Origin of the sequence: Paenibacillus kribbensis (assembly GCF_001705305.1) — a bacterium.
Classification (GTDB): Bacteria; Bacillota; Bacilli; order Paenibacillales; family Paenibacillaceae; genus Paenibacillus; species Paenibacillus kribbensis_B.
This window is the reverse complement of record NZ_MCBP01000001.1, coordinates 533,832-547,258: the sequence shown is the minus strand read 5'-3', so window position 1 is coordinate 547,258 and position 13,427 is coordinate 533,832. Positions and strand designations below refer to the sequence as shown.

Sequence of the window (13,427 nt, the reverse complement as noted above, 5' to 3'; positions counted from 1 at the left end):
GTGACGAACTACCTGTTGAATTCACTGGCGCATTAGGGATGAAATACGTTATGATATAATCAACAGCCGGAATTTTTCAGGCATAGCAACATGAGTCTTGGAACTGTCAAGGCTCACGGAGGGAGAGACTAGCATTGGAGTTTAAAGGAGCTATGGGTGGTATTTACCGCTTGACGGAATGGATTACCCGACTGGCAGCTACCAATTTATTATGGGTGTTATGTTCGTCGCCTTTTATGTTCTGCCTCATACTCAAACTACTTGTCATGAATCAGAATTTGGCTAATGAATCTTTACAAATGAACTGGGCAATGGCTATTTTGGCACCGCTTACCTTATTCCCGGCCACATCGGCTATGTTTACCGTTGTTCGCAAATGGGTGATGGGTGACACAGATACCGGTGTATTTCGTACTTTCTTTAAAGGATACAAGGAAAACTATAAGCAGAGCCTGATCGGGGGCATCTTTTACACGTTACTGTTTGTTATCATGTATGTGGATTATACCGTTTATATGACACAACTCAGCAACCTGCAAATCGTGGGCGTTATCATGCTTATTCTTATCATTATTTTGCTTGTGTCTATGTTTAACTTCTTTTCGATGGTGGCTCATTACCATATGTCTATCGGACAAATTATGAAAAATGCGGTTTTACTGACGCTGATTCGACCATTTCGTGTATTTTCCACTATGCTCGGCAGCGCTGTTGTTATATTTATCGGGGTTAAATATCCCGTGCTCTTCTTATTCTTTATCGGCAGTGTTGTTGCCTGGTTTGCCTTCTTTAATTTTTACGGAACATTCCTTAAAATGCAGGATCAGATGGAAAAGATGAAGCAGAAGGATGAGGAGCAGGAAAGCGTTGAAGACAAGAAAAGTGATAACCTCCAAAAATAAAACAGATTTCTCCTAGCATTTACTTTCTGAGTTAGAAGCGCTATAATAAGGTCACATCCTGCGATGCGCGTTACGGTCATTTGTTGTTTTGAACCAATGACAATGTCTAGGGAGATCTATACGGATGAATAGCTGAAAAGCCCTGTCAATTGCTGACAAGGGGACTTCAAAAGTTTGTTCTGCGATCACCCACCTGCTAAAGCAGGTTCAGAAGACGCTATGGTCGAACGGCATCAGCGGGTACTCCGCAACGTAATGAACACACTCTGGTACTGCTTCGTGCAGAAACAGGGTGTTTTTTGTATGCAACAATGTTAAACTAAGACATGAGGACTAAGGTCGCATGCCGCAGGTATGATCGGGCTCACTTTTGGTTGTTTATCATATTTTATAAAGCGCTTGCAGCAAAAGAAAACCGATGTGCCGCATGATGGCAACGATTATCGTGAAGGAGGAAATGTCTTGTCGTTGAAGAGGACTCTGGTGGGGATTGTGCGCAGCCAAGAAAGTACAAGCGACCGGGTCAAGGACCCCCAAATGAAGACACGCTATTATAACTTATCGAGAGACAAGGCTTGGGAAGAAGTAACATCGATCTTAAAAAAGATTCCTGGCTATAAGGTACTCCATGAGGTAGCATCCGTAGGAGAGATTACGTTGGAGAAGCGAACGGCGTTCGGCAGAACTGTCGATATTACTGTTTCTATATTGTCTGTTTCGCCAGTTCGGAGTGCGGTGGATATTTATTCTGCGTCACGCGGATCACTGGGGGACTTAGGCGCGAATTATCGTATCATTTTGCAGCTGTTCGCGATGATTGACAAGAAGCTGTCTGCTTATAAGGTCGTGCAGTGATTGTAGACGTATGAGCAGTGGTGGGATAGACCCATGTCAAAAAAAGCGAGGAAGGCAACCCTTCACTCGCTTTTTTAATATTCGGTCTTGATTTTAGACGAGTTTTTTCACCGCTGCAATCGCTTGATCATAGTCAGGGTGCTCGGACATTTCGCTCAAGTATTCCACATAAGCGATTTTGTCATTTTGGTCAATAACAAAAATAGCCCGATGATCCAAATGGAATTCCTTGATGAACACGCCATAAGCTTCACCGAAGGAATGATCCTTGTAGTCGGACAATGTCAATACGCGGTCAATGCCCGCAGCTCCGCACCAACGAGCTTGTGCAAACGGAAGATCCACGCTGACAGTCAATACTACGACTTGATCTCCAAGGGAATCCGCTTCCTGGTTAAAACGTCGAGTCTGTGCGTCGCACACGCCTGTATCCAAAGAAGGAACGACACTGATCAGTTTGACTTTGCCTGCAAAGTCTTGAAGCGTAGCTGCTTCCAGCAGGTTTTTCTGCAATTTGAAATCAGGTGCCTGATCTCCAATTTTCAATTCAGGACCTAAGAGAGTCAATGGATTGCCTTTAAAAGTAGCAGCTCCTGTACGTTCTTGTGCCATATGTAATAGCCTCCTTGGTTTTTAGGTTGGTTATCGTTGCCGAAATCTATTATAATCTTTTATAAAAGACATTGTCCAATTTGAATAAGGTGGAGACACCCCGTGAAGGAAGGATTGCCTTGATTTTTTTACGTTATGAGAACTGGAAAAGTTATTTGCGTTTTTATCCGGTGACCTGTCTGATTTTGCTCATCAATATTGTGATGTTTATTGTGCTTACCGTACAGGGTGGATCGCAGAATAGCTTAACGCTGATACGGTATGGCGCCCTGATTAATGAGGCACCTTTCACTGACCAGCTATGGCGCTATGTGTCAGCTATGTTTTTGCACGCAGGGTTCGATCATCTTTTGTTTAATTCCTTCGCGATCCTTGTTTTTGCTCCACCGCTGGAGCGCTTGCTGGGCTCCTTGCGCTATGTTCTGCTGTATCTGGTCACAGGTATTGTAGGGAATGTGATGTCCATCGCACATTACAACATGGTAGCGGAAACGACGGTCTCTGTAGGAGCCTCAGGAGCGATATATGGCATCTATGGTGCATTTCTGTACGTTGCCCTGTTTCAACGTTCATTTATGGATGACGCTTCACGCAAAACACTGTACACGCTGCTCGGGTTTGGTATCCTGTTTTCTTTCGCTGTGGCGAACATTAACTGGACCGCTCACTTTGGCGGCTTGCTCAGTGGGTTTTTCCTGTATGGATTGATGATTAGATTAACTGGCCAGCGTAAACGTCACTAAAGACAGCTTTATCGTAAGTAGCAGGATAATAATGAGGATGATGTTCGATAACATCTTCCTCCGGATGTTGAAAAACAGATTGGAGCGAATATCGGAGTGGAATTACGACAGTTGCAATACTTCATGAAAGTAGCGCAAAAAGAACATGTCACTCAGGCAGCCGAGGAGCTACATGTGGCGCAATCTGCGGTTAGTCGGCAAATTCATCAGCTTGAAGAGGAGCTGGGGGTTAATCTTTTTATGCAAAAGGGCCGCAACTTGCAGCTTACGCCGGTGGGACAGCTATTTTGCAAACGGGTTGAAACGATTATAAAGGACTTGGAACGGGCTGTTTTGGAAGTGCATGAGTTTTTGGACCCTGAAAGGGGCGAAATCCGCATCGGTTTTCCACACAGTTTGGGGATTCATCTTATTCCTACGGTGGTGGCTGAGTTCCGTAAGCGGTATCCCAATGTTAAATTCAGATTCAAACAGGGGATGTATCCGAGTTTGATCCGTGATGTGTCCGCAGGTGAGGTGGATTTGGCTTTTGTATCTCCTTTTCCGGATCGGCATGATCATGTTGAGGGGGACGTGGTACTGACTGAGGAGTTGTTTGCAGTCCTGCCACCTAATCATCCTTTGGCTACAGCCAAACATATAACGCTAAATCAGCTTAAAGGTGAGAAGTTTATCCTGTTCAGGGACGGATATTCGCTGCGTCCGATTGTATGGCAGGCTTGTCTGGAGGCTGGTTTTACGCCGGATATCGCTTTTGAAGGCGAGGAGACGGATACAATTCGCGGATTAGTTGCAGCCGGTATGGGGGTCAGTCTTTTGCCTGAAATGGCATTATTTCAGACCAATCCCCTTCAGCCGGCAAGGGTGTCGATTGTTGATCCCGAGGTGACGCGAACGATTGGCTTGATTCATCGCAGGGATGACAAGCTTCCATTGGTTGCCAAATCGTTTCGTACTTTTTTGTTGGACTATTTTGGTCTTCAAGGTGGAGCAGTTGCTCCGAATAGGAGTGCTAAAGCAGATTGAACACAAGTGAGTACAGAGTATTAGCATAGATAGAAAAAAAGGTTGTTCCTCTACCGTCACATGGCGGAGGAACAACCTTTTTTTGCAATACAAGCGATTAGTCGCGACTGTTAAAAATACCAATCAAGCGGATCAGTTCCAGCAAGGAAACGAGAGCGGCGGCCACATAGGTTAATGCAGCTGCATTCAATACTTTGGCGATACCTCGTTCTTCATCACTACGGATAAAGCCTTCAGAAACCATAATTTCACGTGCGCGGTTGGAAGCGTTAAATTCGACCGGCAATGTAATTAATTGAAAAGCAACCGTGGCCGAGAAAAAGATAATACCCAAGCCGATCAGGTTCGTAAAGCTGAACAAGAAACCGGCAATCAGCAGAAACGGTGCAATACCAGATGCAAAGTTGACGATCGGAAAGATACGGTGACGCAGTGCCAGCATCGGATAATGCTCTTTATGCTGAATCGCATGACCGACCTCGTGACAAGCCACAGCAACCGCGGAAATGGATTTTTCATAATATACTGGCTCGGACAGGCGTACCACTCGATGTATCGGGTCATAGTGGTCAGATAATGCACCGGGCACCGGTTCAATAGGAACGTCATGCAAACCATTACGATCCAGCATGTGCCGGGCGGCATCATAACCTGTCAGCCCATTTTCGTTGGGAACGTCAGACCACTTGTTAAAAGTACCTTTTACACGAAATTGCGCCCATAAGGATAATCCGAACGCAAGAATAATCAATATATACATACCCATCATAAAGCAACCCTCCATTATTGTTTCATCATACAGCCTGGGAATCTACATCAAAGAGCTATGCTCCAGCAAATACTTCAGAGCTTCGATACAAGCAGCGCTTTGCGGGAGTAGACCTGTAAGCAACTTGCGAGCTTGAACGGGCTTGAGTTGCCCTAGGAGAGGCTGTAACTCATTGACTTCACGCTCCAGACGCTGCATGTGCATCTCCAGACTCGTCAGCTTGTCGGTGACGTGATCTTCTCCTGCAACCGAGCTCCATTTAATCAGTGTCTGTTTGATTTCCTCGAGGCTATACTTCTCTTGTTTCATTTGGTTAATACGTTCAAGCCTGTTTAAGGTTTCATCATTATAAAGCCGATAATTTTTCAATGATCGTTCTTCAGGTGTGATCAAACCGAGCTTTGTGTAATAATCAATGGTTCGTTCGCTGACACCAGCCGTCTTGGCTAGTTCACCAATTCGATACAGCTTCATATCCCCATCTATCCTCACCTCGCACTCTTCATTCAACCTTCAAAATTTCGATCTGCAAATCAAGTGCTTAATAAGAATATTTTACATGATTCTCAACCATACAGTCAAACGTTATGCTTTTCAGGACTGAAACAAGCTACTTTTATAGTTAGTAAATGTGACATGAGAGGTTCAACCCCTCGTTTTCTTAACATAATAAAAAAAATCTTGTCAACTTTCATGTATTCTGCTTATAATGACAATAAGAATTTCACGAAATGTAAAGAAACATAACATTCAAGGGAGTGGGCTTCATGAGAAAAAAGTGGTTAGTTGCATTATTGACCATGGTGACGGTACTGGCTTTTCCGGTAGGTGCATTCGCTGCTGACGGTCCGACAAATGTTCAGCTTCAAGCAGGCTTAAATACGGCATTTACCTTCTTGGCATTTATACTCGTGTTCTTCATGCAAGCGGGATTTGCGTTGCTGGAGGCTGGTTCGACACGAATGAAGAATGCGGGGCATGTCGCTGGTAAAACAATTCTTACTACGGGAGTTGCGGCCTTGTCCTTCTGGGCTCTTGGATTTGGACTCGGCTTTGGTAATGATGGCGGCAACGGATTTATGGGATTGACGGGTTTCTTTATGAGTGGTACCAATGCTGCCGCATCGTTTGATTCTCTTTCCGCTCTGGATGTTCCAATTACTATTATGTTTTTGTTTCACTTTGCTTTTGCTGCGGTATCTCTTTCCATCGCATGTGGAGGAATGGCAGAGCGTGCAAAATTAAGTGTGTACATTATTTTCGGTATTTTGTTCTCTATCGTGATCTATCCGGTTGTAGCTCACTGGGTATGGGGCGGCGGCTGGCTTGGTAAACTGGGGATGCAGGATTATGCCGGTTCAACGGTAGTCCATCTGACAGGCGCTACGGCGGCACTTGTTGCTACGCTGCTGCTTAAACCGCGTCTGGGCAAGTTTAATAAGGATGGCAAACCAAACATTATTCCTGGTCACAATCAGGTGTACTCGATCCTTGGCGTTATTATTCTCTGGTTTGGCTGGTTTGGATTTAATCCGGGCAGTGCGGTTTCGGCTATGAATGACGGATTTTTCGGATACGTGGCACTAACGACGAATCTTGCGGCAGCAGCAGGCGGGGTGTTTGCTCTGTTGGTGTCCTGGATGGTTTATGGTAAAGCGGATATTCCAGCAATGCTGAACGGTGTATTGGCTGCTCTGGTTGCTATTACAGGAGCGTGCGCATTTGTAGCTCCTTGGGCAGCTCTGGTCATCGGTGCAGTAGCGGGGATTGTCACCTTTTTCACAGCACAATGGTTTGAGCGCGCAAGAGTAGATGATCCGGTGTATGCTTTTTCTGTGCATGGTATTGCAGGGATGTGGGGTGCGGTATCGACAGGGTTGTTCGCTACTCCTGAGCTTGTAAAAGTAACAGGTGTAGGTCAAGCGGGGCTGTTCTATGGCGGCGGATTTACACAATTAGGAGTACAATTGCTTGGCCTGGTTGGTACTTTTGCCTTCGTGTTCGTCATTTCCTTCATTATTCTGGGTGCAATGAAAGCAATTATGGGTATTCGTGTTACAGAAGAGGAAGAAACCATGGGGCTGGATATCAGTGAACACGGTACGTATGGATATCCGGAACAAATGAAGTTGGTTGCAGAGGCCGAAAAGCGTTCTGGAATTGTAAACTAAGTTGTAAAATATAAAGAGCCAGTATGGAGAGCGGAGGAGATGGTAGTATGGAACTGCAAAATATGGCCCCTTGGGTGAGTTCCGCCGAAGCGATTGATCAAGCAGACACGCCTGAATCGCTAAGGCAGGCCAGGGTCGATTCTCAAAAATGGCTGCTGGCTTCCCAAGCCTCCGCTCCGTTATCAGACTGGTTACAAACGGCGAATGAAATGCATGACCGCATCGCGGCCAGAGCTGTACAAATGTGCGAAAAAGGGATGGTTGAGGATGGCTTCGGCCCCCCTCCCGTCCCTTACGCATTTATAGCCTTCGGAAGCATGGGGCGCTCGGAGTCGACGCTATGGAGTGACCAGGATAACGGTATGATTATTAGTGATATGGTGTCTGCTGATAAAGAATTGTATTTTAGAGAATTTGGTCGCAGAGTATCTGCAATGCTGGAGCATTTGGGCTATCCCAAATGCGAGGGGAAAGTGATGTGTTCGGAGCCGTTGTGGCGTCGTACTTTGTCTGAGTGGCAGGAGCAGCTAACGAAATGGTCGGATGATTTTGCCTGGGAGCCGATCCGTTATCTGATCATCTCATCTGATATGAGGCATATCGCTGGAGATGAACAATTGTCATGCGAATGGAAACGAAGCTTTTATGGGCTGTTCCGAAAACATCCCGATTTGCCTATAGCGGTACTCAGGAACACGGTCAGGCATAAAGCGACACTTAATATTTTGGGTCAGATCGTCACCGAACGCTTTGGGGAGCACGCGGGCGATTTTGATGTAAAATACGGGCTGTATATTCCGCTGGTAAATGCAGTGCGCTTTCTGGCGTTGCAGCACGGAGTAGAGGAAACCTCTACGCTGAAAAGACTGAGGCGCCTGGCGCAATTGGAAGCCGCACCACTGCCTTTGCTGGACGCTTGTGAGCGGGCCTTTCGGATTGCACTTCAGCTTCGAACGGCTACTCCAGTGCAGGAAAAGGATGGGTTGCTGATCAGCAACGGCTATCTGGACGTCAAGCCGCTGAAGCAAGGCAAGGGCTGGCACGAGCTGCGCGAGGCTCTTTCGACGGTGCGACGACTCCATCGTGCGTTGCAAAGACAGTTGCGATTTATGGAAGGGAGAAGGCCATGAAAGAACCAGCGCAGGGAGGCGGCTTTTGGAGCGCTCTCCGCAGAGGAGGAGTACCGTCTGCCATCGCTTCTGTAATGGGGGCTCCTACGGCTCAGCAGATGGCGTTTATTCGCTCCTTAACCCGGGAGCAACGGCGCTCTGAAGTTTTGCGGACCCCGCTGGAGCGTTTGGAGACGGTTGTTTTTGATCTGGAGACGACGGGATTTTCTGCGCAGCATGGTGATGAGATTTTATCGTTTGGAGCGATTCGGGTAGTCGGGGATACGATTATGGAAAAAGAGCAGTTTTATACGCTTGTCAATCCACGTACAGTGATTCCTGAGCATATTACCGAGTTAACCGGGATTACCCGGGAAATGACGGATGAGGCTCCATCGCTTATGAATGGGCTGCATGATTTTATGTCCTTTGTAGGTGGGCGTGTACTTGTAGCGCATGCCAGCGCTCATGACAAGGCTTTTTTGAATGCCGCTTTATGGAAAACATCTAAAGTTCAGCTGACTCACCGTGTGCTGGATACGATGATGCTTGCCAAGTGGCTTGAGCCACAACAACATGAAACGTACAGCTTGGATGAATTGCTGACCTATCAATGTATTCCGATTGAGGGGCGGCATCATGCGTTAGAGGATGCAAAAATGACAGCTAAGCTGTGGGCGGCGTATGTTCAGGAAATGCTCAAGCGCAACGTGACGAATTTGGCAGATGTTTATGCACATTTAAGTCATGCCTGAATTAGCACTAAGGCGTCAGTAATCAAATTGCACAAAAAAACAGCAAGTCCGCGATCAGTTCGTGGGTTTGCTGTTTTTTTGTGCGGATTCGGAGGGTTAGAGTTGGGAGCTGACTGGGTATCCTATGGAGAACTTCAAAGTAGCCCAATGAAAGTCAGGTGATTGGATTGTGAAAAGGCTTGATTGTATTAGATTAGGGGTGGCTATACTGGTTGTCGGAGCGACTTCATCGTTAGTTACTGCAAACATGGCTTATGCGACAAGCTTGCCCATTAAAAGTGTACTTTCCCAGGAGGAATATAAGGATGGGGAAATCAAAAAGCTAAAACCCGGCCACCGGCTTCCTTCCATGATCTTAAAGGGTTTAAACGGTAACTCCCACGATGTAGGAGCTACACGCAACAAACCGCTGATTATTAGCTTTTGGGCTTCATGGTGTGATCCGTGCCGTGTGGAAGCGCCTATGCTGAATGAGTTGTATCGCAAGTACAAACAAGATGTAGATGTATATGGGATCAATGTAACTCGCTATGATCGACTGGAGGATGTGCAGAAATTTTCCCGCGCTTTGGGACTGCAATTTCCGATTTTGCTTGATGAGCAAGGGGCATTGTTCGAACGGTTTGGGGGAGCAGCGTTTCCGACTCATGTATTGGTTGATCATCATGGACAGGTGCACGAAATTATACTCGGCATGTTGAGTGAGCAGGAATTGGAACGTAAAATACAGATGCTTCAAAAAAAGAAGGTGTCTTTGAGGTCCCGATAGGCCCTAAAGACACCTTTTAGAATCATGCTATCGTCTGATTAGTGGTTAACTAACCCCTGGTGAGTAAGGCCTGCCTGCTCGTTTTTGGGAGTCGGTGCTTCCAGCAACGCATAACGGAAGCTGTCCAGGAGAGCTTCCCAGCTGGCTTCAATTACATTTTCGGATACGCCTACGTTACTCCAGACGTCTTCGTAATTTTTAGATTCTATGAGTACTCGTACTTTGGCGGCGGTGGCATCTTTTTCGTCGAGCACACGTACCTTGTAATCAGCCAGATGCATGTCGCGTAACGCAGGGAAATATTGGGAAAGAGCTTTACGAAGTGCATTATCAAGTGCATTGACGGGTCCATTTCCTTCAGCTGCGGTATAAACACTCGTCCCTGCGACATTTAGCTTCAAGAACGCCTCGGATACGACTGGCTTGCCTGCTGTTTTTTCTACTAGCACCTTGAAGGACTCAAATGAAAACATTTCTTTCACTTCACCGCCTGCTTCCCGAATAAGCAATTCCAGCGAAGCATCGGCTCCTTCGAACTGGTAGCCCTGATGCTCCAGCTCCTTGATGCGGCTAATGACACCACGCGCTTCATCGCTGGATGGATCAAGGGTGATGCCGAGCTCCTGCGCCTTGGACACCACGTTGCTTTGTCCAGCCAGCTCGGATACGAGTACCCGCTGCTTGTTCCCAACCAATTCAGGAACGATATGCTCGTAAGTTCGCGAGTCACGCAAAATAGCTGACACATGGATGCCGCCCTTATGGGCAAAGGCTGCATTGCCGACATAAGGCTGGTTCACAGGCATATTGACGTTGGCCACCTCGCTAACAAAGCGGGCTGTATTGTAGAGCTGCTTCAGCTTGTTATCATCCAGACAATCGTAGCCAAGCTTGAGCTGCAAATTTGGAATGACGGAGCATAGGTTGGCATTACCGCATCTCTCACCGTATCCGTTAATGGTGCCTTGGACCTGTCTTGCGCCTGCTTGAACTGCGCTAAGCGTGTTAGCTACTGCCAATTCACAGTCATTGTGTGTATGAATACCCAATTGTGATCTTGTCAATTGACTATGCAACGTAGTGACAATTTCCTGTATTTCATGCGGCATGGTGCCACCGTTTGTATCGCACATCACGAGCCAGTCCGCGCCTGCTTCTTCTGCTTTTTTCAAAACGGCGAGTGCGTATTCCGGGTTGTTTTTATAGCCGTCAAAAAAATGCTCGGCATCAAAAATCACCTCCATGCCTCCTTGTTTTAAAAAGGCGATGGAATCATAAATCATGGACAGATTTTCCTCCAGTGTCGTCTGTAAGGCGGTGTGTACATGAAAATCCCATGATTTTCCTACCAGTGTAGCAGCCTGGGCGCCGGATTCCAGAATCCGCTGCAGATTGACATCCTCTGCGGCGATACTATTCTTGCGGCGCGTGCTGCCGAAGGCGACAATTTTGGCCTGAAGTCCTAGCTCTTGCACCCGTTTGAAAAACTCGATATCCTTGCTGTTGCTCCCGGGAATCCCGCCTTCAATATAATGAACACCGAGATCATCAAGTTTTTTGGCGATTTTCAATTTGTCGTCAGCAGACAAGCTAATTCCTTCTCCTTGAGTACCGTCTCGCAGCGTTGTATCAAAGATAGAAATAGCGGTGGACATGAGGGACTCCTCCTTTGCGGATTGCTCAGATTTTAATGAAACGTTGCTTTTTTAAGCTGATTTGTTTAGTTGTTTAACGCTTAAAAACAGGAAAGCGTCAGCCTGTCTTGTTCGTATGATACTCGATTATATCAACTAATGACTTCAAATGTAATATATAATTATCATTTTTTGGCCGGAAAGTCTTTATTCTCATGTAAAATCTCATGTAAAATAGAAGGAGAATTCAGATTTAAATTTAAACCAAGAGACATGTTCCTGTAAGAACGGGTGAATTTACAGTTAAAAGAAGGGTTGAGCGTGAAAGATGTCAGTGCTTATTATCCGGTCGGTGGACGAGTTATTTTGCATGTGGATATGAATGCATTTTATTGTTCCGTTCATGCAGCGGAGGAGCCGGAGAAATATAAGGGGGTGCCTACCGCCGTAGCTGGCAGTAGTGAGCTGCGCAGAGGTGTAATTGTAACCTGCTCCTACGAAGCCCGACGCTTGGGGATTTCAACAGGGATGGTTGTTCAGCAGGCTCGCCGGATTTGTCCGCAGCTCATCGTAATACAGCCTGATTTTCACTTGTACCGTCGTTATTCCAAAGCGTTTATGAGCATTGCTTATTCGTATACGCCTATGCTGGAAGCCACTTCGATTGATGAATGTTACCTGGACATTACAGGTTCCAGGCAGTTTGGAACACCTCTGGAAATTGCAGAGGAAATCCAGCGCAGAGTAGATGATGAGCTTGGCTTGCCCTGCTCCATTGGAGTAGCGCCCAACAAGCTGCTGGCGAAAATGGCCTCTGATCTGAAAAAGCCGCGTGGAATATCGGTTTTACGTCTGCGTGATGTGCCCGGTATTTTGTGGAAGCTTCCTTGCAGTCAATTGTTTGGTGTGGGTCGCAAAACGGCAGACAAACTTCTGCAAATGAACATTCGTACGATCGGGCAACTGGCCAAGGCGGATGAACAAATGTTAATTGGTGTATTTGGCGTGACTGGATCGTGGCTCAAATTGGCGGCTAACGGGATTAATCATTCTCCAGTCAGCACGGAACGGGAGCCTAACAAATCTATCGGTCATACGACTACTTTGCCTATGGATGTGGTGAAGCTGGAAGAGGCTCAGCGGATACTTCTTAACATTAGCGACCAGGTAGCCCGGAGGCTTCGACGACACGGTATGCTGGCAGGAGGTATTCAGCTGACGATTCGGACGCCAGATATGAAGACTTTTACGCGTTCTCAGATTAGAAGTACTCCTACGGAAAGTGCTGAAGACATATATAAGGAAGCTTGTGCGCTGTATCGTCGTCATTGGGGAGAGGACAAGCCTGTGCGCTTGCTGGGGATTACGCTGCAGCAGCTCATTCCGAAGGAGGAAGCGGCCGTTCAGCTGGATCTTTTCGAATACCAGGACCAGCCGAAGAAAGAAAGTCTTTTGAAGACGATGGATGCGCTGCGCGACAAATTTGGTGAAAATGCAATTTTGACTGCCGGGATGCTGGGAGATGATCCTTCAGTGCTTCTTCGCAATTCCAAATTGCGTGGAACTTCACTGCAAAAAGACAATCTTCCGTCCCCTGAGTGAACTTTTTGGTAAATTTATGAAGATCAGCGGAGGGTTATACTATAAGTGTTTTTTGCATCTAGGATAAAGGAAAATAATTTGTAATAATTTTTCGTTTGTATTAATATGTGAATAGAATGCAAAAGCTGGTTTGTTTGATTGTATAGGAGGAAGAGGACAGTTATGGCTAAATACACTTGGGTAGAAAAAGATACATGCATTGCTTGTGGAGCCTGCGGCGCTACAGCACCAGACATTTATGATTATGATGATGAAGGTTTGGCGGAAGTCATCTTTGAGGGAGATGCAAACCAAGGCATCAAGGCGATCTCAGAAGACCTGTATGATGATATGCAGGATGCTTGTGATGGTTGCCCTACAGATTCCATCAAAGTTGCAGACGAGCCGTTCAACAAAGAAGGTTAAGTGTAGGCTTCTTGGACGGACACAGCATCGACAGCTACCTTCGCCGCATAACGGTGAAGGTATGCTGACGGTGCT

At 46.5% G+C, this 13,427-nt stretch carries 14 protein-coding genes and 1 other RNA gene; 11 read left to right on the top strand and 4 right to left on the bottom strand.

The window, feature by feature from the left end:
* Positions 1 to 134: 134 nt before the first annotated feature.
* The 3 genes from BAZ21_RS02475 to BAZ21_RS02465 all read left to right on the top strand — a co-directional run bounded on the left by BAZ21_RS02475 (position 135) and on the right by BAZ21_RS02465 (position 1,757).
* Positions 135 to 902: a YesL family protein gene (locus BAZ21_RS02475; protein ID WP_007429820.1), complete on the top strand. Its 768-nt coding sequence runs from the start codon at positions 135 to 137 to the stop codon at positions 900 to 902.
* A gap of 52 nt (positions 903 to 954) precedes the next feature.
* Positions 955 to 1,149: non-coding RNA, 6S RNA (ssrS, locus tag BAZ21_RS02470), on the top strand.
* A gap of 215 nt (positions 1,150 to 1,364) precedes the next feature.
* Positions 1,365 to 1,757, top strand: coding sequence for a DUF1499 domain-containing protein (locus BAZ21_RS02465; RefSeq protein WP_029390272.1), 393 nt, complete (start codon positions 1,365 to 1,367; stop codon positions 1,755 to 1,757).
* Between the two features lie 93 nt (positions 1,758 to 1,850).
* Here BAZ21_RS02465 and tpx read toward each other — a convergent pair whose 3' ends face one another.
* Positions 1,851 to 2,369, bottom strand: a complete 519-nt coding sequence (gene tpx, locus BAZ21_RS02460) for a thiol peroxidase (protein ID WP_007429822.1) — start codon at positions 2,367 to 2,369, stop codon at positions 1,851 to 1,853.
* Positions 2,370 to 2,488: 119 nt separating this feature from the next.
* Between tpx and BAZ21_RS02455 the strand changes: the two genes are divergently transcribed.
* Together BAZ21_RS02455 and BAZ21_RS02450 are read left to right on the top strand one after the other, a co-directional pair.
* Positions 2,489 to 3,112: a rhomboid family intramembrane serine protease gene (locus BAZ21_RS02455; RefSeq protein ID WP_068496723.1), complete on the top strand. Its 624-nt coding sequence runs from the start codon at positions 2,489 to 2,491 to the stop codon at positions 3,110 to 3,112.
* 96 nt (positions 3,113 to 3,208) lie between these two features.
* Positions 3,209 to 4,138 carry a LysR family transcriptional regulator gene (locus BAZ21_RS02450; RefSeq protein WP_068496722.1) on the top strand — a complete coding sequence of 310 codons (930 nt, stop codon included), beginning with the start codon at positions 3,209 to 3,211 and terminating at the stop codon, positions 4,136 to 4,138.
* Between the two features lie 97 nt (positions 4,139 to 4,235).
* Here BAZ21_RS02450 and BAZ21_RS02445 read toward each other — a convergent pair whose 3' ends face one another.
* Both BAZ21_RS02445 and BAZ21_RS02440 read right to left on the bottom strand, forming a co-directional pair.
* Positions 4,236 to 4,907: a zinc metallopeptidase gene (locus BAZ21_RS02445; RefSeq protein WP_068496719.1), complete on the bottom strand. Its 672-nt coding sequence runs from the start codon at positions 4,905 to 4,907 to the stop codon at positions 4,236 to 4,238.
* Between the two features lie 42 nt (positions 4,908 to 4,949).
* The gene (locus BAZ21_RS02440; RefSeq protein WP_068496717.1) at positions 4,950 to 5,381 is read right to left on the bottom strand and encodes a MerR family transcriptional regulator; all 432 of its coding nucleotides are present in this window, start codon (positions 5,379 to 5,381) and stop codon (positions 4,950 to 4,952) included.
* Positions 5,382 to 5,674: 293 nt separating this feature from the next.
* Between BAZ21_RS02440 and BAZ21_RS02435 the strand changes: the two genes are divergently transcribed.
* The 4 genes from BAZ21_RS02435 (at position 5,675) to BAZ21_RS02420 (ending at position 9,711) form a co-directional block, all read left to right on the top strand.
* A complete protein-coding gene (locus BAZ21_RS02435; RefSeq protein WP_068496715.1) occupies positions 5,675 to 7,078 on the top strand; it encodes an ammonium transporter in 1,404 nt (467 codons plus the stop codon).
* Between the two features lie 47 nt (positions 7,079 to 7,125).
* Positions 7,126 to 8,208, top strand: a complete 1,083-nt coding sequence (locus BAZ21_RS02430) for a DUF294 nucleotidyltransferase-like domain-containing protein (protein ID WP_068496713.1) — start codon at positions 7,126 to 7,128, stop codon at positions 8,206 to 8,208.
* On the top strand, positions 8,205 to 8,942 hold the full coding sequence (locus tag BAZ21_RS02425) for an exonuclease domain-containing protein (RefSeq protein WP_068496712.1): 738 nt from the start codon (positions 8,205 to 8,207) through the stop codon (positions 8,940 to 8,942). The genes BAZ21_RS02430 and BAZ21_RS02425 overlap by 4 nt, the downstream gene beginning before the upstream one ends.
* Before the next feature lie 205 nt (positions 8,943 to 9,147).
* A complete protein-coding gene (locus BAZ21_RS02420) occupies positions 9,148 to 9,711 on the top strand; it encodes a TlpA family protein disulfide reductase (protein WP_084011500.1) in 564 nt (187 codons plus the stop codon).
* A gap of 38 nt (positions 9,712 to 9,749) precedes the next feature.
* Here BAZ21_RS02420 and cimA read toward each other — a convergent pair whose 3' ends face one another.
* Complete coding sequence (gene cimA, locus BAZ21_RS02415; protein ID WP_068496708.1) at positions 9,750 to 11,366, bottom strand: citramalate synthase; 1,617 nt, start codon at positions 11,364 to 11,366, stop codon at positions 9,750 to 9,752.
* 300 nt (positions 11,367 to 11,666) lie between these two features.
* Here cimA and BAZ21_RS02410 point away from each other — a divergent pair, with 300 nt between their 5' ends.
* Positions 11,667 to 12,947 carry a DNA polymerase IV gene (locus tag BAZ21_RS02410; protein WP_068496707.1) on the top strand — a complete coding sequence of 427 codons (1,281 nt, stop codon included), beginning with the start codon at positions 11,667 to 11,669 and terminating at the stop codon, positions 12,945 to 12,947.
* A gap of 162 nt (positions 12,948 to 13,109) precedes the next feature.
* A complete protein-coding gene (locus BAZ21_RS02405) occupies positions 13,110 to 13,352 on the top strand; it encodes a ferredoxin (RefSeq protein WP_007429833.1) in 243 nt (80 codons plus the stop codon).
* The last annotated feature ends 75 nt before the right edge of the window (positions 13,353 to 13,427 follow it).

Coding starts and splice junctions, on each gene's coding strand:
- BAZ21_RS02425 (WP_068496712.1), top strand. CDS start 8,205: ATGAAAGAACCAGCGCAGGGAGGCGGCTTTTGGAGCGCTCTCCGCAGA.
- BAZ21_RS02435 (WP_068496715.1), top strand. CDS start 5,675: ATGAGAAAAAAGTGGTTAGTTGCATTATTGACCATGGTGACGGTACTG.
- BAZ21_RS02445 (WP_068496719.1), bottom strand. CDS start 4,907: ATGATGGGTATGTATATATTGATTATTCTTGCGTTCGGATTATCCTTA.
- BAZ21_RS02430 (WP_068496713.1), top strand. CDS start 7,126: ATGGAACTGCAAAATATGGCCCCTTGGGTGAGTTCCGCCGAAGCGATT.
- tpx (WP_007429822.1), bottom strand. CDS start 2,369: ATGGCACAAGAACGTACAGGAGCTGCTACTTTTAAAGGCAATCCATTG.
- BAZ21_RS02405 (WP_007429833.1), top strand. CDS start 13,110: ATGGCTAAATACACTTGGGTAGAAAAAGATACATGCATTGCTTGTGGA.
- cimA (WP_068496708.1), bottom strand. CDS start 11,366: ATGTCCACCGCTATTTCTATCTTTGATACAACGCTGCGAGACGGTACT.
- BAZ21_RS02440 (WP_068496717.1), bottom strand. CDS start 5,381: ATGAAGCTGTATCGAATTGGTGAACTAGCCAAGACGGCTGGTGTCAGC.